28 protein-coding genes are annotated in these 25,828 nt (G+C 43.2%); 19 read left to right on the plus strand and 9 right to left on the minus strand.

Translation table 11 applies throughout. The annotated features are described in order from the left end of the window. Nucleotide 1: 1 nt before the first annotated feature. Nucleotides 2-526, minus strand: a complete 525-nt coding sequence (locus F9L33_RS15715; RefSeq protein WP_193221961.1) for a hypothetical protein — start codon at nucleotides 524-526, stop codon at nucleotides 2-4. 138 nt (nucleotides 527-664) lie between these two features. On the opposite strand from F9L33_RS15715, the gene F9L33_RS03630 reads away from it, so the two are divergent. From F9L33_RS03630 to F9L33_RS03650, 5 genes are all read left to right on the plus strand, one after another. Continuing rightward, nucleotides 665-1,090 carry a SufE family protein gene (locus F9L33_RS03630; protein ID WP_152141362.1) on the plus strand — a complete coding sequence of 142 codons (426 nt, stop codon included), beginning with the start codon at nucleotides 665-667 and terminating at the stop codon, nucleotides 1,088-1,090. Nucleotides 1,091-1,217: 127 nt separating this feature from the next. After that, on the plus strand, nucleotides 1,218-2,228 hold the full coding sequence (bmt, locus tag F9L33_RS03635) for a betaine--homocysteine S-methyltransferase (protein ID WP_152141363.1): 1,011 nt from the start codon (nucleotides 1,218-1,220) through the stop codon (nucleotides 2,226-2,228). 105 nt (nucleotides 2,229-2,333) lie between these two features. Further along, a complete protein-coding gene (locus F9L33_RS03640; protein ID WP_152141364.1) occupies nucleotides 2,334-3,032 on the plus strand; it encodes a B12-binding domain-containing protein in 699 nt (232 codons plus the stop codon). A gap of 1 nt (nucleotide 3,033) precedes the next feature. Further along, nucleotides 3,034-3,684, plus strand: a complete 651-nt coding sequence (locus tag F9L33_RS03645; RefSeq protein ID WP_152141365.1) for a DUF1638 domain-containing protein — start codon at nucleotides 3,034-3,036, stop codon at nucleotides 3,682-3,684. 58 nt (nucleotides 3,685-3,742) lie between these two features. Further along, a complete protein-coding gene (locus F9L33_RS03650; RefSeq protein WP_152141366.1) occupies nucleotides 3,743-4,408 on the plus strand; it encodes a nitroreductase in 666 nt (221 codons plus the stop codon). 73 nt (nucleotides 4,409-4,481) lie between these two features. On the opposite strand, the gene F9L33_RS03655 is transcribed toward F9L33_RS03650, so the two are convergent. The 5 genes from F9L33_RS03655 to purC are packed head-to-tail and all read right to left on the minus strand — an operon-like array spanning nucleotide 4,482 to nucleotide 9,315. After that, entirely contained in the window at nucleotides 4,482-5,816 is a 1,335-nt protein-coding gene (locus tag F9L33_RS03655) for a sigma-54 dependent transcriptional regulator (protein ID WP_152141367.1), read from the minus strand. 7 nt (nucleotides 5,817-5,823) lie between these two features. After that, nucleotides 5,824-7,584 (minus strand): ATP-binding protein, encoded by a 1,761-nt coding sequence (locus F9L33_RS03660; protein ID WP_152141368.1) that lies wholly within the window; start codon nucleotides 7,582-7,584, stop codon nucleotides 5,824-5,826. Nucleotides 7,585-7,633: 49 nt separating this feature from the next. Continuing rightward, nucleotides 7,634-8,311 (minus strand): phosphoribosylformylglycinamidine synthase subunit PurQ, encoded by a 678-nt coding sequence (gene purQ / locus F9L33_RS03665; protein ID WP_152141369.1) that lies wholly within the window; start codon nucleotides 8,309-8,311, stop codon nucleotides 7,634-7,636. Beyond that, nucleotides 8,311-8,550, minus strand: a complete 240-nt coding sequence (gene purS, locus F9L33_RS03670; protein ID WP_152141370.1) for a phosphoribosylformylglycinamidine synthase subunit PurS — start codon at nucleotides 8,548-8,550, stop codon at nucleotides 8,311-8,313. The genes purQ and purS overlap by 1 nt, the downstream gene beginning before the upstream one ends. 12 nt (nucleotides 8,551-8,562) lie before the next feature. Continuing rightward, the gene (gene purC, locus F9L33_RS03675; protein WP_152141371.1) at nucleotides 8,563-9,315 is read right to left on the minus strand and encodes a phosphoribosylaminoimidazolesuccinocarboxamide synthase; all 753 of its coding nucleotides are present in this window, start codon (nucleotides 9,313-9,315) and stop codon (nucleotides 8,563-8,565) included. A 160-nt stretch (nucleotides 9,316-9,475) separates the two neighbouring features. Here purC and F9L33_RS03680 point away from each other — a divergent pair, with 160 nt between their 5' ends. Further along, nucleotides 9,476-9,790, plus strand: coding sequence for a DUF1476 domain-containing protein (locus tag F9L33_RS03680; RefSeq protein ID WP_152141372.1), 315 nt, complete (start codon nucleotides 9,476-9,478; stop codon nucleotides 9,788-9,790). Nucleotides 9,791-10,075: 285 nt separating this feature from the next. On the opposite strand, the gene purB is transcribed toward F9L33_RS03680, so the two are convergent. Continuing rightward, nucleotides 10,076-11,377, minus strand: a complete 1,302-nt coding sequence (gene purB / locus F9L33_RS03685; protein WP_152141373.1) for an adenylosuccinate lyase — start codon at nucleotides 11,375-11,377, stop codon at nucleotides 10,076-10,078. An 81-nt stretch (nucleotides 11,378-11,458) separates the two neighbouring features. On the opposite strand from purB, the gene F9L33_RS03690 reads away from it, so the two are divergent. Further along, nucleotides 11,459-11,800, plus strand: coding sequence for a hypothetical protein (locus tag F9L33_RS03690; RefSeq protein ID WP_152141374.1), 342 nt, complete (start codon nucleotides 11,459-11,461; stop codon nucleotides 11,798-11,800). Nucleotides 11,801-12,079: 279 nt separating this feature from the next. Here the strand turns inward: F9L33_RS03690 and F9L33_RS03695 are convergent, their stop codons facing one another. Continuing rightward, entirely contained in the window at nucleotides 12,080-12,928 is an 849-nt protein-coding gene (locus F9L33_RS03695) for an AraC family transcriptional regulator (protein ID WP_152141375.1), read from the minus strand. A 105-nt stretch (nucleotides 12,929-13,033) separates the two neighbouring features. Further along, nucleotides 13,034-13,960 carry a tRNA (adenosine(37)-N6)-dimethylallyltransferase MiaA gene (gene miaA / locus F9L33_RS03700; protein WP_152141376.1) on the minus strand — a complete coding sequence of 309 codons (927 nt, stop codon included), beginning with the start codon at nucleotides 13,958-13,960 and terminating at the stop codon, nucleotides 13,034-13,036. Nucleotides 13,961-14,075: 115 nt separating this feature from the next. On the opposite strand from miaA, the gene pyrH reads away from it, so the two are divergent. From pyrH to lpxB, 12 genes are all read left to right on the plus strand, one after another. Continuing rightward, nucleotides 14,076-14,810: a UMP kinase gene (pyrH, locus tag F9L33_RS03705; protein ID WP_152141377.1), complete on the plus strand. Its 735-nt coding sequence runs from the start codon at nucleotides 14,076-14,078 to the stop codon at nucleotides 14,808-14,810. A 30-nt stretch (nucleotides 14,811-14,840) separates the two neighbouring features. Then, complete coding sequence (frr, locus tag F9L33_RS03710) at nucleotides 14,841-15,401, plus strand: ribosome recycling factor (RefSeq protein WP_193221962.1); 561 nt, start codon at nucleotides 14,841-14,843, stop codon at nucleotides 15,399-15,401. A 26-nt stretch (nucleotides 15,402-15,427) separates the two neighbouring features. Then, nucleotides 15,428-16,150, plus strand: a complete 723-nt coding sequence (uppS, locus tag F9L33_RS03715) for a polyprenyl diphosphate synthase (RefSeq protein WP_226803927.1) — start codon at nucleotides 15,428-15,430, stop codon at nucleotides 16,148-16,150. Beyond that, nucleotides 16,147-16,932 (plus strand): phosphatidate cytidylyltransferase, encoded by a 786-nt coding sequence (locus tag F9L33_RS03720; protein ID WP_152141379.1) that lies wholly within the window; start codon nucleotides 16,147-16,149, stop codon nucleotides 16,930-16,932. Before uppS ends, F9L33_RS03720 begins: the two co-directional genes overlap by 4 nt. After that, entirely contained in the window at nucleotides 16,932-18,095 is a 1,164-nt protein-coding gene (gene dxr, locus F9L33_RS03725; RefSeq protein ID WP_152141380.1) for a 1-deoxy-D-xylulose-5-phosphate reductoisomerase, read from the plus strand. The genes F9L33_RS03720 and dxr overlap by 1 nt, the downstream gene beginning before the upstream one ends. Before the next feature lie 3 nt (nucleotides 18,096-18,098). Then, entirely contained in the window at nucleotides 18,099-19,427 is a 1,329-nt protein-coding gene (gene rseP, locus F9L33_RS03730) for an RIP metalloprotease RseP (protein ID WP_152141381.1), read from the plus strand. Nucleotides 19,428-19,512: 85 nt separating this feature from the next. Continuing rightward, nucleotides 19,513-21,849, plus strand: a complete 2,337-nt coding sequence (bamA, locus tag F9L33_RS03735) for an outer membrane protein assembly factor BamA (protein WP_152141382.1) — start codon at nucleotides 19,513-19,515, stop codon at nucleotides 21,847-21,849. Nucleotides 21,850-21,854: 5 nt separating this feature from the next. Next, nucleotides 21,855-22,418 (plus strand): OmpH family outer membrane protein, encoded by a 564-nt coding sequence (locus tag F9L33_RS03740; RefSeq protein ID WP_152141383.1) that lies wholly within the window; start codon nucleotides 21,855-21,857, stop codon nucleotides 22,416-22,418. Nucleotides 22,419-22,487: 69 nt separating this feature from the next. Continuing rightward, nucleotides 22,488-22,952 carry a 3-hydroxyacyl-ACP dehydratase FabZ gene (gene fabZ, locus F9L33_RS03745; protein WP_152141384.1) on the plus strand — a complete coding sequence of 155 codons (465 nt, stop codon included), beginning with the start codon at nucleotides 22,488-22,490 and terminating at the stop codon, nucleotides 22,950-22,952. A gap of 1 nt (nucleotide 22,953) precedes the next feature. After that, on the plus strand, nucleotides 22,954-23,763 hold the full coding sequence (lpxA, locus tag F9L33_RS03750) for an acyl-ACP--UDP-N-acetylglucosamine O-acyltransferase (protein WP_152141385.1): 810 nt from the start codon (nucleotides 22,954-22,956) through the stop codon (nucleotides 23,761-23,763). Nucleotides 23,764-23,768: 5 nt separating this feature from the next. Continuing rightward, nucleotides 23,769-24,611 carry an LpxI family protein gene (locus tag F9L33_RS03755; protein ID WP_152141386.1) on the plus strand — a complete coding sequence of 281 codons (843 nt, stop codon included), beginning with the start codon at nucleotides 23,769-23,771 and terminating at the stop codon, nucleotides 24,609-24,611. 5 nt (nucleotides 24,612-24,616) lie between these two features. Next, the gene (gene lpxB, locus F9L33_RS03760) at nucleotides 24,617-25,819 is read left to right on the plus strand and encodes a lipid-A-disaccharide synthase (protein WP_226803929.1); all 1,203 of its coding nucleotides are present in this window, start codon (nucleotides 24,617-24,619) and stop codon (nucleotides 25,817-25,819) included. Nucleotides 25,820-25,828 lie beyond the last annotated feature (9 nt).

Raw genomic sequence — 25,828 nt, forward strand, 5'->3', positions numbered from 1 at the left:
ATCAGCGCTTGCGAACGCTGATTTGATTTTGTGCTGCAACTACGCGAATACTACTGACGTTTCGAAGAACATTCGTTGAGATAGAGTTTGCAGCTATAATCTCACGTGATCGCTCTGTTCTGGGCGTTGTTCTCGTAACCGGTTCTTCACCTAAGAATTCAAATGTGACAACACCATTTTCATCTGGCAATCCATCATTCACAGGTGATAAGTGAATATTATGATATCCAATGTTACCAGTAAGGGCCGTAGCGCGCACAATAGCTCCTCCGTGGAAACGTTCTACAAAGACATCTTTAACTGTAGGTAATAGTACACGTAAATCTTCAACTTCTTTTCGTTGTTCCAGAACAATTTCTTTTTCACGTTTCTTGCCAAATAAACCAGCAGAACTACCTCCAGAACTTCCAGCAGAGCTCCCTCCAGAACTTCCGCCTGAGCTTCCAGCAGAACTGCCAAAGCTACCGAATACGCCACAACCAGCCATTAAGCTGCTTACCACAATCATGATGAAAGTATTTTTCATGTATTTTCCCACATCTTCTTCGGTAACAGATACCCAAACTCTGACTTAAAGAAAAGCCTTGTGTCATCAAATCGACGAAAAACACTGGACCTTTGTTGATTGCAGTCATAGGTCATGAAAAAACAATAGGCAAAGGTCATGTCAGAAACATTTGAAGATATAGTAGACACTTTTGAATTCCTTGATGATTGGGAAGATCGTTACCGTCATGTTATCGAAATGGGCAAAGCAATGCCTGATCTGGATGATGCGCTTAAAGTGGATGCTTTAAAAGTGGATGGCTGTGCATCACAAGTGTGGATTGCACCTAAGATTTTAGGAACGGGGCCAACTGCTATTCTTGATTTCGATGGTACATCAGATGCTATGATCGTACGTGGGTTAATTGCTATTCTCAAAGTTCTCTATACTGGCAACACAGTTGAAGACGCCTTGAAAATCGATGCCTTAGGCTCTTTTGCAAAACTAGGATTGGATCAACATCTATCCGCGCAAAGGTCAAATGGTTTGCGGGCAATGATAGAACGATTACGTCTTGTTGCAACGAAAGCTGCAAAAGCATAACCCCACCCAAAGTGAATGAAATACATAATTGTTATGCTAAATATGCATTTGTTTCATGGGCAAATCTATGTCACTGGCTTGAATGGTTAAACAGTTAAAGCTGTACTCTATAGAATTGGATATAAATATGTCAGAAATCCTACAAAAAATTATTGATAAACAAGGCTTTGTTTTGACGGATGGGGCAACAGGTACAAACCTTTTTAACATGGGCTTAATGGCCGGTGATGCGCCTGAAATGTGGAATGAAGAGCATCCAGACCGTATTACCAAGCTTTATCAAGACGCTGTGGACGCTGGATCTGATTTATTTTTAACAAATAGCTTTGGCGGCAACGCCTCTCGCTTGAAATTACACAACGCAGGTCATCGTGCGCGTGAACTATCCCGCATGGCTGCTGAGATTGGTCGCGAAGTGGCGGATAAATGTGATCGTGATATCGTCGTTGCTGGCTCTGTTGGCCCAACAGGCGAGATTATGGGCGCTGCTGGTACATTATCGCACGAAGACGCCGTAGAGATTTTTGAAGAACAAGCGCACGGTTTACTTGAAGGCGGCGCAGATGTTCTTTGGGTTGAAACAATTTCTGCCCCAGAAGAATATGCAGCTGCAGCAGAAGCTATGCAAAATGTGGGCGCTGATTGGTGCGGAACTATGAGTTTTGATACAGCAGGGCGCACAATGATGGGCACCACATCCACCGGTATGGTCGATATGATCGCTGGCATGGATTACAAACCGTTCGCATTTGGCGCAAACTGCGGTGTGGGTGCATCTGATTTACTGCGTACCGTTATGGGCTTTTCTGATACTGGAACGGAACGACCTATTATTGCCAAAGGTAATGCAGGCATCCCAAAGTATGTTGATGGCCACATCCATTACGATGGCACACCTGAATTGATGGCTGAATATGCTCAGATGGCGCGCAACGCAGGGGCCACAATTATTGGCGGGTGTTGCGGTACAATGCCAGAGCATTTACGGGCCATGCGCAAAGCATTAGATACGACAGCAAAAGGTGAAAAACCTACATTAGAACAGATCAGTACATCAATTGGCCCATTCTCATCAGAGCATGACGGAACTGGCGATACCTCTAATCAACCAGTACGCCGCAAGCGCCGCAGAGGTTAATACGTCGCAGTGTTGCTGCGTTTTGTCGTAAAATGAAAAGATAAATTGCCTAAAAACGGTGAACTTATAGTGAGTTAACGCCGTTTACTATATAAGGAATACCCGATGTCAGACGAAGAAGATATCATCCTATCCGAATTATCAGACGAAGAGCTCGTCCCACAAATGCACGATGACCTTTATGATGGTATGAAGGAAGAAATCGAAGAAGCTGTACATATCCTTCTGGATCGTGGTTGGATGCCATATGATATTTTGACCAAAGGACTGGTTGAAGGTATGCGTATCGTTGGTATCGATTTCCGTGACGGTATCTTGTTCGTTCCAGAAGTTTTGCTTGCTGCAAACGCTATGAAGGGCGGCATGGCCATTTTAAAACCATTGCTTGCAGAAACTGGCGCGCCGCGCTTGGGCAACATGGTGATCGGTACCGTTAAAGGTGACATTCACGACATCGGTAAGAACCTTGTAACCATGATGATGGAAGGTGCTGGTTTCGAGGTAAAAGACCTTGGCATCAATAACCCAGTAGAAAATTACATCGATGAGTTGGAAACTGGGGACTATGACATCCTAGGTATGTCCGCGCTTTTGACAACAACTATGCCTTATATGAAGGTTGTTATTGATACGATGGTCGAAAAAGGTATGCGCGATGATTACACTATATTGGTTGGTGGCGCGCCATTGAACGACGAATTCGGCAAAGCCATTGGTGCAGATGCATATTGCCGTGATGCGGCTGTTGCTGTGGAAACTGCAAAAGAGTTTATGGCAAAAAAGCACAATCAATTGAGTGCCTAATATGACATTAACAGTTGATGATAATGCATTGACTGAAAACGGTTTAAACGCGCCCAAGGATACCCTTGGGCGCGTTTTACTTTTGGCCTGTGGCGCATTGGCCCATGAAATTTTAGCGTTAAAACGTTTGAATAAGTGGGATCATATGGAATTGCAGTGTTTGCCTGCGAAATATCATCTGTATCCTGAAAAAATCCCACAAGCTGTTGAAGATGCCGTTCATAAATACCGCGACGAATATGAAACCATCTTCGTTGTGTATGCGGATTGTGGAACAGGTGGTCTTTTACAAGCCAAATGCGCCGAATTGGGCGTGGAAATGGTCGAGGGCCCACATTGTTATAGCTTCTTTGAAGGAAACGAGGTGTTTGCAAAGACGTCAGAGGATGAAATTACAGCATTTTACCTCACAGATTTTTTAGTGAAGCAGTTTGATGCCTTCGTGACGCGCCCAATGGGATTGGATCGTCACCCAGAATTGCGCGATATGTATTTTGGGAATTACACTAAAGTGGTTTACCAAGCGCAGATCAATGACCCCGTATTAGATGCAAAGGCACAAGAATGTGCAGATATGCTTGGTTTACCCTTAGAGCGCCGTTACACAGGATATGGCGATCTCGAAGTTACCTTACGTGACATCAAAGCCTAAAGATTGCAGTTCAACATTGGGTTTTGTAGCCTTTCCCTAAACAACAAAGGGTAGGGCAATGAACGTAACCGATGCCATTAAATCACGCCGCACATATCGGGCTTATAAACCCGATCTTATTCCAGATGATGAATTACGCGAACTGATTGATATCGCACGCTGGTCACCATCCAATACTAACACGCAGCCATGGCATTTTGCGGTTGTTTCTGGCAAACCGTTACGCGATTTGGAAAACGAACTTTTAAAACACATCATGAGCGGCGGGCAACAAAACCCAGCATTTGAGCCAAGTTCTGTCCCATTAAAAGGTGTTCACAAAGAACGCCAATACGATTGCGCTAACCGATATTATGGAACGATGGGGATCAAACGTGAAGATAAAAATGCCCGCAATATGTTAGCTTTAAAGAACTTCCAGTTCTTTGGTGCGCCTCATGCTGCATTCCTATCTATGCCAGCGGATATGAATCATACAAATAGCCTTGATTTGGGAATATTCCTACAAAGCTTCATGTTGCTACTCACAGAACGCGGTATGGCTTCATGCGCCCAAGGGGCATTGGCAATGTATCCTGATCCAATATTTAAAGTGGCGGATATTCCAGAAGGAAACGCAATCGTTTGTGGCATTTCGTTTGGTTATGCTGACGATACCGCAAAGATCAATGAAACACGTATGATCCGTGCTAAGCTGGAAGATGTCGCTAGCTTTGTAAGCTAATGGACAACTTATCTATTTAAAAACAATAATTTAAGTGTATGTCCCAGCTGGGACACACACTATTTCAAATCATCTAACCAACATAATTTGAACGGGTCAAACTGTATTTTGCCATTTTCTCGTTCAAAGTACGCCGTGGTAACTTCAATTCTTCCATCACCGATTGAATAGAACCTTTGTGACGGCGCATCGTATTATCGATTAGCATACGTTCAAAGGCTTCAACGTGTTCTTTTAATGGCTTACCATCTTCAATCACTTCAGGCGTCTCTTGATCACCATCCGCCATCAACAGGCTAGAAATCGAATAACTACCACGACGGCTTTGCAGAACTGCACGTTCTGCCAAATTGATCAGCTGACGGATATTTCCAGGCCATGGAGCTTGTAATAATTTTGCTGCATCTTCGGCAGAAACCTCAGGCTCATCACAGCCATACTCATCCGCAAAGTTTTCAGCATACCGTGTAAACAACGTCAAAATATCCTCGCCACGTTGACGTAATGGAGGAGGGGTGATCTGCATGGCTGCCAAACGGAAATACAAATCTTGGCGGATTGTATCATCCAAAGATTTATTGGGATCAGGTTCATTTGAAATCGCAATAATCCGTAATTGCGAAACTTCGCCACGATCATGCTCTGTAATCGAGCTGAGTAATTTTGCTTGAATTGATGCAGGCAGGGACTCGATGTCCTCTAAACACAAAGTACCGCCCAAAGAAGCTTCAAGAAATGGCGTTGCATCCTCATTTGGACCAAACAACCGTTTTGCCAGTTCATCCTCTGTATAGGCCGCGCAATTGACGGTGATGAACTTCTTACCTTGGCGTGAACCACAGGCATGTAATGCATGAGCAATCAAGCTTTTACCTGTTCCAGTTTCACCAGAAATTAAGATATGGCCGTCAGCCTGCGCTAAATCCAGAATATCTTCGCGTAGACGTTCCATTACTGGACTTGTGCCCATCAACTTACGCAAAAGCACCGTTCCATCAGACAATTCACGACGTAATGTCCGATTGTCCAATTGCAATCGGCGTGTTTGTACCGCACGTTTGGCTAATTCCGCCATACGCTCAGGGTTAAATGGCTTTTCAAGGAAATCATATGCACCAATGCGCATTGCTTCCACAGCCATTGATACATCACCGTGTCCCGTGATCATGATCATCGGAAGCGTGTTATCAATGCTTTGAATTTTCTTTAAGAATTGAATGCCATCAATTTCGGGCATCCGCACATCAGAAATGATAATCCCCGGAAAATCTGCATCAATTTCCTTTAATGCGTGAACTGCACTTGGATAGGTAACTGTTCTGTATCCTGAAAGGGTTAACCATTGCGAGATACTTTCGCGCATGTCTTGTTCATCGTCGACAATTGCTATCGTCATTTGTTCTGCCATTTGGTTATTACTCCGCCGCTTTTACAGTCTCTTGTTTAATCATAGGAATTTGGAACTCAAACACTGCACCACGAGGGGATACGTTTCGAGCGAGAAGCCGCCCACCCAGATCATTTGCTATCCCAGAAGAAATAGCCAAACCAAGCCCGACGCCGTCGCCAGGCTGCTTTGTTGTGTAGAAAGGTTCGAACAAATTATCCAAGTTCTCAATGCCTGGGCCATTGTCTTTAATAGATAATTTAGCCATTTTACCCGCAACCAACAGGATATCCAATTGTCGATCGCCCTGAACTTTCATAGAATCAATAGCATTACGAAGCAAATTCACGATCACTTGTTCAATGCGCACCATATCGCCTAAAATCATCACTGGATGCTTTGGCATCGTCTCTGTTATCTCAATTTCTAACTGGTTCAATTGCGGCGACATCATAGACATGCTGCCTTGAACAGCCGTTCTTAAATCCACAGGTTGTAGATCATCACCACCTTTTCGCGCATATGATTTCAACTGTCTTGTAATAGCACCCATACGTTCAATAAGATCATCAATGCGTTGAAAACTGCTGATGGCTTCTTCTGGTCGGCGACGTTTCAGCAGTAGCTTTGCTCCAGCCAAATAGGTCCGCATAGCGGCCAAAGGTTGGTTTAATTCATGACTAACAGCTGCAGACATTTCGCCCAAAGCAGCTAATTTTGAACTTTGTGCCAAGCTTTGTTCTGCTACCTGTAAATTTCTCTCTGCTTCTTCACGTTGCGAAATTTCCAAGGTGAGTTGGTCATTCAGGGCGCGTAGTTCGGCTGATTCCGCTTGGAACACGAAAGACTTACGCATTGCGCGTTTTGACATGATATAAAACATCACAGCCAGCACCATGGCATAGCCCATGATTTCAAGGGCTAAGATACCATTCACACGGGCACGGATACTTTCATATGATGCCAAGTAAACAATATTCCATCCCTGAAAGGGGACTTTTTCATCAATACGAAACAGAGGTTGCCCACGAATATAAGCGTCAGCTACAGATCCAGACCACTCACCCGTAGCCCGTAAAGCGCGCTCCATAGTGGTTAAAACTGGTTGGTTTGATAACGCTTCTACCAATGTTTGGTTTTGAAATTGACGTTCCGTAGACAAAAGAATTTTGCCTTCGCTATCCGTTACAATCAATGTTGCATCGTTTTTGGACCATGTGTCAAACAGGCCATCTAAATCAACCTCTACAACGATGATACCAACGGTTTGGTTACTACTTTGGACGCGGCGAGAAAAGTAATACCCAGTGCCACCGCTTTCATTTTCGAAACTGGTGAAGACTGTATCGCTTCCACGGATAGCAGCAACATAGACGGGCTGATTGTTAAGAAAGCTTCCCAACTTTTGGCGATTACTAGTCGCAACAATACGACCCTCTGCATTCAACAGAGAAATCTCTTTGGCGCCAATATCATCTTGATAACTGATAAGACGTTGAGAAGAAGCAACGAAATCGGAACTGTTAAGTGCCGCAATCAATGTGGTGTCGCGTGACAATAACAATGGAACAACAGAACTACGCTGCAAATCGCTGATGATACGACCACTATAAAGTGACAATTGGCGTTCGGCATTGCCACGTGTTTTTTGCGTAAAACGTTCTGAAAAATAGAGATTACTCAGATACATAACAGCGAAAGCTGTTATTATAATAAACAATACACCAAATCTCAGAAACAGATTAGTGCGTCTTGAATTTACAGACGTTATTGATGCATCGGTGCCCATTATTAAAGTCTAGGCGCAGTCGGCGTTACGCTCAAGCATTTTAACCGCATTATGCAGAAACAAGCGATCCTGCGACGCTTTCAAAAAGCTTAGAGCCATCAACACCACCCAATTCAGGATCATTCAGACGTTCTGGATGTGGCATCATTCCCAACACACGACGGTTTTCTGAAAGAATACCCGCGATATCATCCATAGCACCGTTTGGATTGTTCGTATATGTGTAGGCAACACGATCTTCGCCATGCAACGTTTTTAACGTTTCTGCATCAGCCGTATAATTACCCTCATGATGTGCTACAGGATAGGTAACTATGTCACCTTTCTTATGCTCATTTGTGAATATTGAATCTGTTGTTTCAACTTTTAAGGAAACATCCTTACAGACGAATTTAAGCTGCGCATTGCGCATCAAAACACCTGGCAACAAACCGCTTTCAGTTAAAACCTGAAAACCGTTACAAATGCCAACCACATATCCACCTTTATTGGCAAAATCGACAACAGAACGCATAATCGGCGAACGCGCTGCAATCGCACCGCAGCGCAGGTAATCACCAAAGGAAAACCCGCCTGGAATACCAATCACATCCAAACCTTGTGGTAGGCTGCTTTCTTTGTGCCAAACCATTTGTGTTTGTTTATTGTGACCAGACACTTTGTCAAAAGCGACAGCAAGGTCGCGGTCACAGTTAGAGCCGGGGAATTGGATAACTGCTGCGCGCATTATAGGATTTCCACTGCGTAGTCTTCGATCACTGTATTTGCCAAAAGCTTTTCACACATCGCTTTGACTTGTTCTTCTGCTTTGCCAGCATCCGTTTCAGTCAACTCCATTTCGATGATTTTACCTTGGCGTACTTTTTCAACACCATCAAAGCCTAAAGCACCCAATGAGTGGCGCACGGCCGCCCCTTGAGGATCTAGAACACCATTTTTTAGGGTCACATGTATGCGTGCTTTCATTGGTCTTGCCTCTTATTTTACAAGTTTAGGTGTGGTTGTGTTTTTTGGGAGCAATCCCAAACGGCGTGCAACTTCGGAATAGGCATCTGTTAGATTGCCCAAATCACGACGGAACACGTCTTTATCTAGTTTTTGACCAGTCTCGATATCCCATAAACGACAGCTGTCTGGGCTGATTTCATCTGCGATCACCAATTGCTGGTAATCATTTTCAGTCAAACGGCCAATTTCAATCTTGAAATCGACTAATTTGATGCCAACAGCATGCATTGTGCCAGATAGAAAATCATTCACGCGCAATGCCATTGAAATCATTTCATCCAATTCGCGCTGTGTCGCCCACTCCAAAGCAAGGATATGTTCCTCAGCAACCAACGGATCACCAAGGCTATCGTCTTTATAGCTGAACTCGACCAATGGGCGGTTCAGCTTTGTGCCTTCTTCAATCCCCAAACGTTTTGACATGCTGCCAGCAGCAACATTACGAACGATCACTTCTAGTGGAACGATGTCTACCCGTTTGACCAATTGTTCGCGCATATTCAAACGTTTGATAAAATGTGTCGGCAGACCAATGCTTTCCAAACCTTGCATAAAGTGTTCAGAAAAACGGTTGTTCAGCGCACCTTTGCCATCAATAACGTCTTTTTTCTCTGCGTTGAATGCAGTCGCGTCATCTTTGAAGTATTGAATGATTGTCCCAGGCTCTGGACCTTCGTAAAGCGTTTTGGCTTTGCCTTCGTATATTTTTGCGCCCTTGGCCATCGGGGTCTCCATATATGGGGTGGGGGACTCACATAGCCCCTTACCGTATGCACTCTATAAGCTGTCCCTTGCCGACCAGCAAGGCCATTCCTATGTGGTCTTGTAATGGGTAAACATGACACCACATATTTAAGATAAAGGAATTTTACAGGAGGCTAAATTGACAACATTTGATGAACGCGAACATGCATTTGAAGCAAAGTTCGCACATGATGCAGAAATGCAGTTCAAGGCAGAGGCAAGACGCAATAAGCTATTAGGGCAGTGGGCCGCTAAGTTATTGGGTAAGACTGGTGTGGATGTTCAAACCTATGCTGCCAGTATCGTTAGCACTAATTTAGAAGAGCCGGGTGATGAAGATATATTTCGTAAATTAGCTAGTGATTTAGATGGTCATGTTAATCATGATGATTTGCGGGCAAAAATGTCTAAGCTTATGGCAGCTGCAAAAATAGAAATCATGAACGAACTTTAATAAAAAGGCCCCAGTAAAACTGAGGCCTTCATACTCATAAAAAACGAAAAGATCGACATAAACAGTACACGCATTCCTGCTGGACCGAAATTATCCACGTAAGACATCAACACCGCGAAGTATTTCACTTCTTCCGTTACATCGACCGAACTCTAAAAATTTTATTCAAAGTAACGACAACATGACGTAAGGTAACAAAAAAAAGAGTGACAATAATCACTCTTTTTGAAAATAGACTAACTTTTAGGTAGTCACAATTCTGTTATATTGAATATTAGTTATGGATTATCCGAAAACGCGCTTGAAAATCGTATCAACATGTTTGGTGTGATAGCCAAGATCGAACTTTTCTTCGATCTCTTCAGCGCTTAATGCTTTCAATACATCTTCGTCTGCCAAAAGCTCGGTCTTAAAGTCCTTACCTTCCTCCCAAACCTTCATCGCATTCCGTTGAACCAGCTTATAACTGTCTTCACGGCTTACGCCTGCTTGTGTCAAAGCCAGCAAAACACGTTGAGACATAACCAAACCACGGAACTTATTCATATTCGCCAGCATGTTGTCGGGATAGATCACCAACTTATCAACCAAACCCGTCAAACGTGCCAAAGCAAAGTCCAAAGTCACACAAGTATCTGGACCAATGTTACGCTCTACGGATGAATGCGAAATATCGCGCTCATGCCAAAGCGCTACATTCTCCATCGCAGGCACAACTGCCATACGCACCAAACGCGCTAAACCAGTCAAGTTCTCTGATAGAACAGGGTTACGTTTGTGTGGCATCGCAGACGAACCTTTTTGACCTTTGCTGAAAAACTCTTCCGCTTCCAAAACTTCTGTACGCTGCATGTGACGAATTTCCACTGCGATATTTTCGATGGATGATCCAACCACACCCAATGCAGCAAAGAATGCAGCATGACGGTCACGTGGAATAACCTGCGTGCTGATTGGTTCTGGCTCCAGACCCAATTTCGCACATACATGCTCTTCAACAGCAGGGTCGATGTTTGCGAATGTGCCAACCGCACCAGAAATTGCACCTGTCGCAATTTCCATGCGTGCTTTTTTCAGACGGTTCAGGTTGCGATCCATCTCCGCATAAAAACGTGCAAATGTCAGACCCATTGTCGTTGGTTCTGCATGAATACCATGCGAACGCCCAATGCGTACTGTCATTTTATGCTCAATAGCGCGGCGCTTAAGAGCTTCCAATAAATCTTCCATACCTTTGATCAGGATGTCAGATGCTTTCACCAATTGAACGTTGAAACATGTATCCAATACGTCTGATGATGTCATACCTTGATGAACAAAGCGGGCTTCATCGCTGCCAACGTGTTCCGCCAAATGCGTTAAAAATGCAATCACATCGTGTTTTGTAACAGCTTCGATTTCATCGATACGCGCTACATCAAATTCTACATCCTTTGCTTTCCAAACCGCTTCAGCGTTTTCGCGTGGTATAACACCCAAATCAGCCATCGCATCACAGGCGTGCGCCTCGATTTCATACCAGATACGGAATTTGCTTTCTGGCGAGAAAATAGCGACCATTTCAGGGCGGGAATAACGAGGGATCATGGCAGGACCTTTTTGTGATTGTAGGAGTATCGCGTGCCTCTTAAACTGATGCGACATAAGACGCAAGGACAGGGGGCTTATATGCTACGTTTGATCATTATATTTACATTCATTGGCAGTCTTGCATCTGCTGACACTTGGTTAAAACTCTCAAATAATGAAATAGAAACAGCTTTAAGTAATAGAACCTTACAATATAGTGGCGCAATACAAGTGTTCTATGAAAATGGCGATACATATTATGCGTCTCAAAGACCAACTCATGGTAAATGGGATGTTGAAGAGAACCAATATTGTTCAGTTTGGCCGCCAGCTGTCACTTGGGTTTGTTATGATGTCGAAAGAAATACTGATGGCACAGCAATCCGCTTTATCTCCAAAGATGGTTCAGCCGATATCGGTACTTATAAAGACGGAAATTAACGCCCTAAAGGGCCATCGTATTGGTGCTCTACCTTAGCAATGCGCGTTATATAATAACCATACTACTTTTTGCGCCTCATCTTTCCAATAACTGACAGTAATCCCGAAACCAACATTATCACGTGTACCCTCAACACCAATATACCCCAGGTTGGAGTGCAGCCATTTCAACCATCTTATCAGACATAGCTGCGTAACCTGCATCAAAATCCTTACGTTAGTTTGTAAAGATCACCGCATAATATGGAGGTTCGGGAAGCGGTGCAAAATTATCGGGTGTTATAACCCTCTGGCACGAATGCGTTGGGTTTCTTCTGGACCGCGCGCGCGTGACTTACGATAATCTTTAGGCGTCTGGTTCAATTTAGAATTAAATAGCCGTGTAAAGTAAGCAGGGGAACTGAAGCCAAGGCTTTTTGAAATATCCTGAACCTTCAAGTTGCTATGTAATAAGAGTTGCATTGCTTCACTTAATACACGGTCTTGAATGATTTGGCCTGCAGATTTGTGATTCAAAGCCCGTGATACACGCGACAGATGCGTTGTTGTCACCCCAAGCGCTTCGGCATATTCACTTAACGATCGTCCAGTATTATATTGCCGTTCTAAAATTCTAGAAAAACGGCGCATTAATTTTTGCGATGCGTTTTCCTTTACCTTTTCGATTTGATCACCCGTTAAGCGCAAAATATGAACAATCAAAAGATTCACATAAGATTCCATTGCAGGAAAACGCCCTTCAGTATCTGACGTTGCTTCACTCACAATACTATCGATGTATTTGGTAACTTCCGACTGTTTCATAATATTCAGAACTGGGAATACGAACGAATGCCTTGGCATATTTAAATTCGAATTTGGATATATTGAGATAAACGAACCATATGTATTTGAACCCACTTCAAACACATGTGGTATATTACAAGGAACATAGATGAATGTATTGGGCCCAACGCCTTTGGTAACACCGTCGATCATAATCCGGGCATTGCCTTTGGATATCCAAAGAATTTTATGCATGCCGTTTTGTCCGTCCATACGCAACTCTGGTAGGAAGTTACGAATGCTTGGAGCAAGCGCGCTGACAAAAACAGTTTGCTTACTTTGCATAAGATGAGAATGCGTCAAAATACAGTAGTCCTATATATCTTTGGCTAAACAGCCAAATATCCGATTCGTCTTACCCCTCAAAGACACACTAAACTTAAACGTATGTTTTTAGCAATATTTTGCTTATAAAATTTGCTGTAAATCAAAGCTACTGTCTGATAAGTGCAATTTTTTCCAACTTTTCATACGTCCACGAAACCACGTACGCTGTCGTTTCGCGTATCGCCTACTTTGTAACTTTGCAGCTTCAACCGCCTCGGTCAAACCCATGTTACCTTGAAGGTAGGAAATAAGCTCTTTTGCGCCGATTGCTTTGCACGACGGTTGATTTTCATCCCACCAACCAGCGCTCAATGCGGTTTGACATTCCTCTAACGCACCTAAATCCAACATAATATCAAAGCGGCGATCAATACGCTCATTTAGCCAATCTGTATCACTGGTTAATGAAAATAAATGCATATTGCCTTCGGGCAAAAACGGAGCATCTGTTTGATCTTGCCATTCCGATAAACTTATACCAGTAGCCTTCAAAACTTCCCAAGCACGCTGCGTGCGCGCAGGGTTTTGTGTATCGATGCGGGCATAGGTTTCAGGATCATCCTTTTCCAAAATACCAGAAAATACATTTCTCCCATGATCCAATACCATTTGATTTGCTTCGGCTCGTATTGTTTCAGGCACCTCTGGAATATGCGCCAAACCTTGAGTGAGGGCCGAAAAATAAAGTCCAGTTCCGCCAACAATGATCGGTCGTTCGCCACGTTTCAAACAGGCATTTATCTGTTCTTGTACATCCCGCAACCATTCTCCAGCGGAATAGGCATGGTCCATGGCTACATGCCCGTACATGTAATGCGGACATTGATCTAAATCTTCTTGTGGCGGTCGTGCAGATAAAATGGACCAACCTTCATAAACTTGTAAAGCATCTGCATTTATGATCGCACCATTTACATGCTGTGCAATATTTATAGCCAGTGATGATTTACCAGAGGCCGTAGGACCTGCGATTAAAATTGGCTTTGTATCTGAAAGAAGGGCAGTCACATTCAGCTCTTTATTGGTTTCTAAGCGATATTTAGCGTATACAGTACCACTTTGTCATTGCAACAATGCACTATTTCCGATTATTTGCAGCAACGATAATTTAAAGGAGTCGATTATGTCCGATGGGTCGCAACCTGGCGAAAAACCAACGTATAAGCGGGTTCTTTTAAAGATTTCTGGCGAAGCCCTGATGGGCGACCAAGGATTTGGTCTTAATCCTCCAACAGTTGAACGTATTGCTGGTGAAGTGAAAAATCTTCACGATTTGGGCGTTGAAGTTTGTCTTGTAATCGGTGGTGGTAATATTTTCCGTGGCCTTCAAGGGTCAGCGCAAGGTATGGAACGAACAACTGCCGATTATATGGGGATGTTAGCGACAGTCATGAACGCGCTTGCGATGCAGGGGGCTTTGGAAGCCTTAAATGTTCATACACGTGTGATTTCTGCGATCCCGATGGATCAAGTTTGTGAACCCTATATTCGACGTCGCGCTGTGCGCCACTTAGAAAAGAAGCGTGTTTGTATTTTTGCAGCAGGTACAGGTAACCCGTATTTTACAACAGATACAGCAGCTACATTGCGTGCATCAGAAATGAATTGCGAAGCTATCTTCAAAGGCACACAAGTAGACGGAATTTACAATAAAGACCCTAAGACAAACGAAGATGCCGTGCGTTATGATGCCGTGTCATATGATGAAGTTCTACAAAAGAACCTTAAAGTAATGGATGCGTCAGCAATTGCATTAGCACGTGACAACAATCTACCAATTATCGTATTCTCGTTGGACACACCAGGTGGTTTGGCTGGTATCTTGCGTGGGCAAGGAACTTATACGACAGTGGGTTGAACCACTTAGAGCATGAATGGGGAGACAGTGATGTCTGATATTGAAATTGATCTTAATGACATTGAACGCCGTATGGACGGTGCAATGAGCGCACTAAAAGTAGAATTCGCCAGCTTGCGCACAGGTCGTGCATCAGCATCTATTCTTGAACCCGTTATGGTCGACGCTTACGGATCGTCAATGCCGCTTAACCAATGTGGAACAGTAAATGTTCCTGAACCGCGCATGATTACGGTGACTGTTTGGGATAAGGGTCTTGTTGGGGCTGTTGAAAAAGCAATCCGTGATAGCGGTTTAGGCATGAACCCAGTTGTCGATGGCACAACACTGCGCTTGCCAATTCCAGAATTAAACGAAGAGCGCCGTACAGAGTTGTCAAAACTTGCAGGACAGTATGCAGAAAATGCAAAAGTTTCTGTGCGTAATGTCCGCCGTGACGGCATGGATCAAATCAAGAAAGCCAAAGCTGATGGTATGGGGGAAGATGACCAAAAAATATGGTCTGATGAAATTCAAACCCTGACAGATAATGCTATTGCAGCTCTAGATGCTATATTGGAAACCAAACAAGCAGAGATTATGCAGGTTTAACTGGAGTCCCAATAGGGATATATGCTGTGACACAATCCATTCAAAGAGACTTACAACATGTTGCTATCATAATGGATGGCAATGGACGCTGGGCTGTAAAGCGTGGTTTAGAGCGGCTTGATGGCCATATGCGCGGTGCACGCATGGTTAAAAAGATCGTAAAAGCATCTAAGACATTTGGTGTAAAACATCTTACACTTTATGCATTCTCCACTGAAAATTGGAAACGGTCTGAAAAAGAAGTGTCAGGCTTGATGCGTATCTTTCGTCGTTATATTTTAGCGGAATCTGCCGATATGTTAGCAGAAGGTGTACGCATGAAGTTCATCGGCTGCCGTGAGCCACTGGACCCAAAACTGCGTAAACTAATCGACTGGATCGAAGAACAAACAGCGCATAACACGACATTAGAGCTGAATATCGCGCTAAATTACGGGGGGCGTGATGAATTGGTACGTGCATCTCAGAAAATGGCAACTGCTGTTCAAGCTGGTGATATTGCACCAGAAGAGATAACAGAAGACACAATCAATCAATACTTAGATACAGCAGGCACGCCAGACCCTGATTTGGTAATCCGTACATCTGGCGAATATCGCACATCTAATTTTCTTCCTTGGCAATCGGCATATGCTGAATACGCATTTGTCGAAGAATCTTGGCCAGATTTCACAGTCGCAATCTATGAACAAACGCTTGCAGAATTTCGCAGTCGTGAACGCCGCTTTGGGTCTGTGATCGGGAAATGAGTGCAAAAGCGGACTTCTCTGATTTAACAACGCGGACAATATCCGCAATCGTTATGCTGGCTATCGCAGGTTTTACCCTTTGGCAGGGTGGTCTAGCTTTCCAATACCTATTGATCGTTTTAGCGGGGCTTATGGCTTGGGAACTCAGCCAAATGCACGATACACGCAAATGGCTACCTATATTGTCAGGCGCGTTTGTTGCTGCAGTTGTATACATATCCTTTTTTCCAATAGGTATATCTCCAACGGCATTAACAGTCCTTAAATTGGCTCCATGCTTATTAATTTCTGGCTTACACGTTGAAAAAACGCGCTTTACTGTCTTTTTAGGTCTGTTGGTCTTTATGGCGGCAACGACAGATCTTGGCACATTTAGAATTGAACAAGGGTTTGTTTTAACAATCTGGCTACTCCTTTGTATTATTGCCAGTGATGTTGGTGGATACTTTGCAGGCAAAATCTTTGGCGGCCCAAAACTTTGGGTGCGTATTAGCCCTAAAAAGACATGGTCAGGTACAATAGGCGGTTGGGCATTAGCTGCCATTGTTGGTTTATGTATTGTTATATTTACGGCGCAACCATGGGTATTGGTTCCTGCATCCATTTTGGTCGCCATCGCAGCACAAGCAGGTGATTTGCTTGAATCCGCTGTGAAACGTCGCGCAGGGGTGAAAGATAGCAGCAACCTTATACCTGGTCATGGTGGCCTGTTAGATCGTTTTGACGGCGTATTAGGGGTATGTTTCTTACTAGGTCTAGCTGGCCTCTTAGGTGTTTATTGATGCGTCGCATTTCTATTTTTGGGGCCACAGGATCTGTTGGTCAAAATACAGTAAAGATAATAAAAGGTGACCAAGCAAATTTTAATGTGATTGCTGTAAGCGGTGGTAAGAACATAAAAAAGCTTGCTGAAATAGCCAAGACCTTAGATGCAGACATAGCGATTACATCTGAGATGACGCTTTTAGATGAACTCAAAGACCTACTCAAAGGAACGTCTATATCTGTGCAAGCGGGGCGTGAAGCTTTAATTGATGCTGCTTCACAAACTGTTGATTGGGCTATGTCAGCCGTGGTGGGGTTTGCAGGTCTGGAACTGAGCCTAGCAATCGCTAAGCATAGTAAAACATTGGCATTAGCGAATAAAGAAAGCCTTGTTTGCGGTGGGGTATTGCTAAAAGATACCTGCAAACAATCTGGTTGTCGACTTTTGCCAGTAGACAGTGAACATTCTGCAATTTTTCAATCTCTTGTTGGTGAAAATATTCGCAACGTAGAACGCATCATATTAACAGCATCAGGTGGACCATTTTTAAATACACCACTTGCTGAAATGGCAAAAGTAACACCGGAACAAGCAGCAGATCATCCCAATTGGTCTATGGGAAAACGCATTTCAATTGACAGCGCATCTATGTTTAACAAGGCGATGGAAATCATTGAAACAAAAGAACTATTTGATGTAAAGTCAGATCAAATAGAAGCCGTTATTCATCCACAATCCATTATTCACAGCATGGTTGGATTTAACGACGGTTCTATAATGGCGCAAATGGGACATCCAGACATGTGCAGTGCGATTGGTTATGCATTGTATTGGCCTGACCGCAAAGATGCGGGCGTTAAACGTTTGGATTTTTCCCAATTATCTCAACTTGATTTTCAACAGGCAGATACAAAACGTTTCCCAGCTATTCATATCGCACATGACGTTATGAAAATGGGGGGATTATCAGGTGCTGTATTCAATGCTGCTAAAGAACAAACGCTCGATTTATTTTTAGATGCACAAATTGGTTTCCTTGATATGGCGGATTTGGTTGCAAAAACCGTACACTCCGCTACGGAAATGAACAGTTTCAGTGCAGATTCAATGGACAAAATTACCAAAGCTGATACATGGGCTAGAAGCTATGTGAATGAACTTGCAGGATGTACTAAATAACTAATGTTTGATTTTCTTAATTATATCCCCGTTGTAGGTCCACTTTTAACAACAATCGTTCCATTTGTAATTGTTCTTAGCATTGTCGTTGCTATCCATGAATATGGTCACTACATCGTCGGTCGATGGTGCGGAATTCATGCAGAAGTGTTCTCTTTGGGCTTTGGCCCAGTTATCGTATCACGCTATGATAAACACGGCACCAAATGGCAATTAGCGGCCCTTCCTTTGGGTGGGTATGTTCGTTTTCTAGGTGATTCAGATGGAAGTAGTTTGAAGACATCTAAAGTAGATGCAACACTACAGCATAAAACTTTAAATGGCGCAAAACTATATAAGCGTGCGTTAACTGTTTTTGCAGGTCCTGCAGCAAACTTTATTCTATCGGCCGTTATCTTCACAGGCCTTGCTTTCTATATTGGTACAGCGTCAAATGCACCAATTGTTGGCAAAGTAGCTAACTTACCATCATCACTGTCTCAGCTTGAAGAAGGCGATGAAATCCTTTCGATCAATAGAATAGGGATTAGTGAATTCGCCGATATTTATAACTTATATACACAATTCAATGACGAACCGTCTTTAGAATACGCTGTGATACGAAACGGGAAAGATCTCATCATTCCAGGACCGTCTCTATCGCCAGCCTTGGTTGGTAATGTCTTACCAGTATCTCCGGCAAGTAAAGCTGGGTTAGAGCAGGGTGACGTAATTTTATCCGCAGATAATATCGCAATTACATCATTCTCACGTTTGGTGGAGATCATTAAAGACTCAAAATCAGAAAGTATCGCCCTAAATGTATGGCGTAACGGTACTGAAATTGAACTGTCTATCACACCAGAATTTAGAGATATCCAAGTTGGCGAAGCTCAATTCGAAAAACGAATGATGATTGGTGTAAGTTCTGCTTTACCTTTTCATGCAGTAGTGGAATCTGTACCAGCGTTTGATGCGGTAATGGCTGGTATTTCACGTACATATTTTGTGATTTCAAGCTCTATTGATAGTATTTATTTGATAATTACAGGAAAAGTGGGGGCCGAAAACCTACAAGGGCCTCTTGGTATTGCTCAAGTGTCTGGCCACCAAGCCGCATCTGGACTGTTAGCATTTATCTCTTTAATCGGTTTTATTTCCACAGCAATTGGCTTTTTGAATTTGCTACCAATACCTGTTTTAGATGGCGGACATCTAGTTTTATATCTTTATGAAGCAGTTGTGCGTCGCCCCCCAAGCCCTAAGGCAATTCAAGTCGTTATGACAATGGGTCTAACGATGCTTCTCTCACTGATGTTGTTCGCAACATTTAATGATATAATGAGACTATAATTAAGGGCATAAATTATGATGGTTAAACACAATGAGCCATGATATACCGCAAAAAATCGCGGACAATGCAGATAAGAGTTAATCTATGAAATTCGTTACGAACAAACCAACCCTAAAAACAACACTAAAGTCTACAGCATTAGCTGTCGGTCTAAGTTTTATGACTGCTTCAGTTGCACCAAACTTGTTTATGGTGCATGCGCAAGCCTCCGCTACATTTAGCAGAATTGATGTTGCAGGAAACGAACGTATCTCATCGGATACTATTCGCTCTATTTCAGGGATTACACCTGGTGTGCGTGTTACACCTGGACAAATTAATGGTGCTGTACAAAATTTAGTAGATTCTGGTCTGTTTGAAACTGTTGATGTAAACCCAGAACGCGGCCGCTTGGTTATTGAAGTCGTAGAACACCCAACGATTAACTTAATTCGTATTGAAGGCAATAAACGTCTTAAAGATGATGCTCTGATACAACTCGTTGAATCGAAATCACGCCGCGCATTTTCACCGCGTCTTGCCGAAGCGGATGCACAGGCTATTGCCCAAGCGTACACAGTAACTGGGCGTTTATCTGCTAGTGTAAATCCAAAGATCATCCGTCGTTCAGATAATCGTGTTGATTTGGTATTTGAAGTTAAAGAAGGCGGTATTTCCGATGTTGGGCGTATTACATTTCTTGGTAACAGAAAATATTCAGATCGCCGTTTAAGACGTGTTATTGCCTCTAAACAAGCTGGCCTGTTTAGAGGTATTGTTAAAGGTGACACATTTGTAGAAGATCGTATCGCTGTAGATATACAGCGTCTGCGTGCTTTCTACGAAAAGCGTGGCTATATTGATTTTGAAGTTGAATCCACAACTGCTGAATTTGCAAAACAACGGAACTCGTTCCAAGTGGCTTTAAAAATTAAAGAAGGTCAGAAATATAGCTTTGGTGACGTGACTATCATTAGTCTAGAAGATGATATTGATGAGGCCGATTATCAGAAGCTAAATACACTGAAAAAAGGTTCGACTTATATACCAGATCAAGTGGACAATGTTCTTGAGCGCATTGATTTCCAAGCCGCTTCTGAAGGCAAAAATTTCGTTCAATCTATTCCGCGTATTACACGTAACGATGATACACGCACATTAGACATCGAGATTGAGATTCAACGTGGCGCTCGACGGTTTGTTGAGAGAATTGATATCGAAGGTAACTCTACAACTCTTGACAGAGTTATCCGTGGTAAGTTTAGAACGGTTGAAGGGGATCCATTTAACCGTCGTGAAATCCGTAATGGTACAACACGGGTACGTGCAACAAATTTCTTTGAAAGCGTAGATGTTCAAACGCGTGAAGGGTCTAGTCCGGAACAGGTTATTGTTGACGTAGATGTTGTAGAAAAACCAACTGGGTCATTTGGCTTTGGTATTACGGCGAGTACAGATAATGGCTTGGGTGTGTCTGTTAACATTAATGAACGTAACTTCTTGGGTCGAGGGCAACGTATTGGTGCATCCATTATTGCTGCATCAGAAGATAGCCGTTTTCAAATTGAGTTCCAAGAACCTCAATTTTTAGGGCGCGATATTGCGCTTGGATTGGATTTTGGATTTGGCACAACTGAACGTGATGAAAATGCATTTGAAACAACCTCAATCTCTTTCAGCCCAAGCATTACATTTCCTGTAAGCGAGAATGGCCGTTTGCGTTTATTCACAACATTTTCAAACGACAAAATTGAAGGCACAGGGAATTTAACTGATGCCACAATTACATCACAAGCGCTTCTGAGTGATTTCGATACAACATCAACTGGTTTAATTGGAGCGACTTATAGCTTAGACAAACGAAATTCAGTCATTGAGCCAACATCTGGCTACAATTTTTCAGTTACACAAGAATTGGCTGGATTGACTGGTGATAGGTCTTTTGCGCGTACACAAGCAGAAGCAAAAATCTTTAAGTCGTTTTTTAACGAAGAAGTTATTGTTTCAGCAGAAGTTCAAGGTGGTTTTATTGCATCGTCAGATCCAACACTTATAACGGAACGTTTTTCACTTGGTGGCGATAGTTTGCGTGGCTTTGAGATATTGGGTGTTGGCCCACGTGACACAATCGCAGATCAATCTCTTGGTGGCGATAGATTTGTTTCCGCGCGTGTTGAAGCAAGCTTTCCATTAGGGGCCCCAGAAGAGTTTGGTGTTCATGGTGGTCTATTCTTTGATGCAGGTTCATTGTGGGGATTTGAAAATGCGTTGAACGCAGGAGGTGTTACTGGAACAGATTTCTCTCTCAGAACGGCTGTTGGTGTATCACTTTTCTGGGAATCGCCACTTGGCCCACTTCGGTTTGACTTTGCCCGTGCTTTGCAGAAAGAAGACTTTGACAAGACAGAAAACTTCCGTTTCTCAGTATCTTCGCGCTTCTAGGGTATATGCAAAAATATAGCATCATATTCGTATTTTTTGCTGCACTAATTTTTGGGCAAACGCCTTATAGGGCGTTTGCTCAATCGTTTCCAACATCTGAAGAATTATCAAACGTTGCAACTATAGACCAAGAACGTCTGTTTAATGGCAGTGCGTATGGACAAAGTTTCACAGCGAAACTTCAAAAGGACACCAATGCTTTAGCAGACGAAAATAGACGCATAGAGCAAGAATTGGTTTCTGAAGAAAACGACTTAACACAAAAGCGCAAAGAGCTATCGAATGTCGAATTTCGTAAACTTGCCAGTACATTTAACGAAAAAGTCGAAAAAATACGCGCGGAACAAGCCTTGAAGACCAATGAACTGAATGCAACCCTCATTCAGGCACGCCGAGCCTTTTTTAAACTTGCACAACCTATTATCATAGATTTGATGCAAGAGCGTGGAATTAAATTTATACTGAATAATCAAGCTATTTTCATTTCTACTTCAGACGGTGATATCACCGATGAGGCAATTGAACGAATTAATACTAGCCTTAGTTCTTCACCAGCATCACAAGAATGATAAGCAATCTGCTTGATTAGCAATCATTTGATTGTTACTCAAGATAGATAAACAGCAGGGACAATACGCATGAGCGAAGATACTTCTACTACCGTCGACATTCAGGAAATTAAACGCCTAATTCCACATAGATACCCATTTCTGTTAATCGACAAAGTCCGAGATGTTGTCTTACGCGAAAGCGCTGTTGGCATTAAAAATGTGACATACAATGAGCCACATTTTCAAGGCCATTTCCCAAGTATGCCAGTCATGCCGGGTGTGACAATTGTTGAAGCGATGGCACAAACTGCTGCGGTCTTAGTAAGCAAATCGATGGGTATGCAAGATAGTGAAACATTGGTTTACTTTATGACTATTGATAAATGTAAATTCCGCCATAAAGTCGGACCTGGCGATGTACTTGAACTTCATGTGAAAGTTCTTCGTGGAAGCAGTAAGATTTGGAAGTTTTATGGCGAAGGTATCGTGGATGATAAAGTCGTTACGTCAGCCGAGTTTGCTGCAATGATGGTACCACCAGAAGAGGCCTAAAATGACGGTTCATACGACTGCAGATATACACCCAACAGCAATTATAGAAGAGGGTGCTACTGTCGGTGCAGACTGTAAGATCGGACCCTATGCTGTTGTTGGCCCTGAAGTTACTTTAGGCGCAAATGTTGAATTAAAGTCCCATGCAGTTATCGCTGGTTGGACAGATATTGGTGATGACAGCACAGTATTTCCTTTCGCATCAGTTGGTCATATCCCGCAAGATTTAAAATTTGCAGGAGAACGCACCAAATTAGAAATCGGTAAAAAAAACCGCATTCGGGAAGGGGCAACAATTAGCCCAGGTACTGAAGGTGGCGGTGGTCTAACCAAAATTGGCGATAATAATCTATTAATGATGCACACTCATGTTGGCCATGACTGTATCATTGGCAATAACAATGTACTCGCAAACTACGTTGGTATCGCTGGTCACGTTATTGCTGGTGATAATATAGTTATGGGTGCACATTCTGGCATCCATCAATTTTGCCGTATAGGTTCGGGTGCAATGTTGGCTGCATTCGCTGCTGTGGTAGAGGATGTTATCCCATATGGCACCGTTTCAGGCAATCGCGCTAAACTAGATGCATTAAACCTGATTGGTTTAAAACGTCGCGGACATTCCAAAGATGAAATAAACGCTTTGCGTGCCGCCTATAAAGATGTGTTCCATGGCCAACAGGGTGTTCTGCGTGAACGTGCCCTAGCTGCACTGCAAACATATCCTGACAGTACATTGGTCGCTGATATGGTAGAATTTATGACATCTGATACGAACCGCCACATATGTACTGCAAGTAAGGTTTAAAGTTTATGGGGTCGCAAGCATTAGCAATCGTCGCTGGAACAGGGCGATTACCTGAGCTTTTGGCAAATGCTGCGACAAAGATGGGCCGTAAGGTGGTTTTGGTATGCTTTAACGGTTACCAACCAGAGTGGCGCACAGATCAGCCATTGATCGAGGGGGTTTTTGAAAAGCCCGGTAATTTATTTAAATCACTACATAAAGCTGGCTGTACCGAAATTGTGTTCGCAGGGTACATCTTAAGACCGCGCATTAACCCATTGAAATTTGATATGAAAATGGTTTCTTTGGCAGCAAAATTACTGCCGAAACTTAAAATGGGTGATGGTGCAACTTTGGATGCTGTAAAAGCCGTATTCGAAGGTGAAGGCTTGAATATTATCGGTGCCCATGAACTGTTAAGCGATCTATTGGCGCCAAGCGGGACAATAACAAAGGCCAAACCATCCGAAGATGATCTAAACGACCTGAAACGCGCACAAGAAATCACAGCGCATTTGGGTAATGCTGACGTTGGACAAGGAGCTGTTGTAGCACAAGGCCTATGTTTAGGACTGGAATCCATTCAAGGTACTGATGCCATGTTGGATTTTGTAGCGCAAACATCTGACAATTACCGACCCGATGATAAAGCAGGTCAGGGGGTCTTGTTAAAAGCGCCCAAAGCTGGGCAAGACTGGCGTATAGATCTACCAACTATAGGTCCGCAAACCATTGAAAAAGCTGCAACAGCAAGATTAAGCGGCGTTGCTGTTCAAGCGCAATCCGTTTTGATTTTAGACCCCGAAGAAACAGTAGAGATTGCCAATAAACATGGCCTTTTCATTCACTGTTTTGAAGTCGAAGGGTAATCCAAATGGTGCGCCCTTTGAAAGTCTTCATCATTGCTGGGGAGCCATCAGGCGACAAACTTGGTGGTAATCTAATGAAAGGGCTTCAAAGCCTTACAGACGGCGCAATAGAATTCCAAGGTGTTGGCGGCGAAATGATGCAAGCGGCTGGATTGCAATCTCTTTTCCCCATGTCAGACCTGTCTATCATGGGTTTATTAGAAGTAATTCCAGCCATTCCAAAGCTTAAAAAACGGATCAAACAAACAACAGATGCCGCTATCATGATGGATGCAGATGTGTTTATCACTATCGATAGCCCGGATTTTTGTCTGCGTGTTGGTAAAAAATTGCGTTTGGCAAAACCAAATCAATACAGCATTCATTATGTTGCACCTTCTGTTTGGGCGTGGCGCCCTGAGCGCGCTGCTAAGATGGCAAAAACCGTTGATCATGTACTGGCACTTTTACCATTCGAGCCAATGTATATGGAACATGAAGGCATGACTTGCGATTTTGTGGGGCACCCAGCGGTGAACGAAGAACGCCCTACAAAAGAGGAAGTCAAACAAGTCTTAACTGATTTAAATCTATCACCATCTGATGATATTATCAGTATTTTACCTGGATCACGTAAATCCGAGATTAATCGGCTTTTACCAATATATAAAGAAGCGATTATCGACATTCTAAAACAGCATCCAGACGTAAAGTTTATCTTACCAGCGGCGCGTCCAGTATTAAATCTTATCCAAGAACAGCTTGAAAACACTGATTTACCGATCACAATATTAGATCCATCTGAGTTTGACCCAGTTATTGCAGAGCAACGCAAACGCGCTGTTTATACCGCCAGCCAACTTGCCATTGCCACATCTGGCACAATTGCCTTGGATTTAGCAAAACAACGTTGCCCAATGGTGATTGCTTATCGCGCCAGTTGGATGACAGAACGTGCAGTAAAACGTTTGGCACAGACTGATCGTGCAAACCTGATCAACATCATCACAGACAGCTATGTCGTGCCTGAATTGTTGTTTAATAAGTGTACACCTGATGCCGTAGCAAAATCTGTCTTAGATATCCTAAACGATGAAAGCACTCGTAATGCTCAAGTGGCAGCCTGTGATCATGCAATGAAACAATTGGGAGAGGGACACGAGAACCCAGGGCTACGCAGTGCTCTTTCAGTGATGAATGCAATACAAGCAAATCAATCAGATGCTTGACCCTCGCTT

Source organism: Amylibacter sp. SFDW26 (assembly GCF_009184395.1).
In the GTDB taxonomy this organism is placed as follows: domain Bacteria; phylum Pseudomonadota; class Alphaproteobacteria; order Rhodobacterales; family Rhodobacteraceae; genus Amylibacter.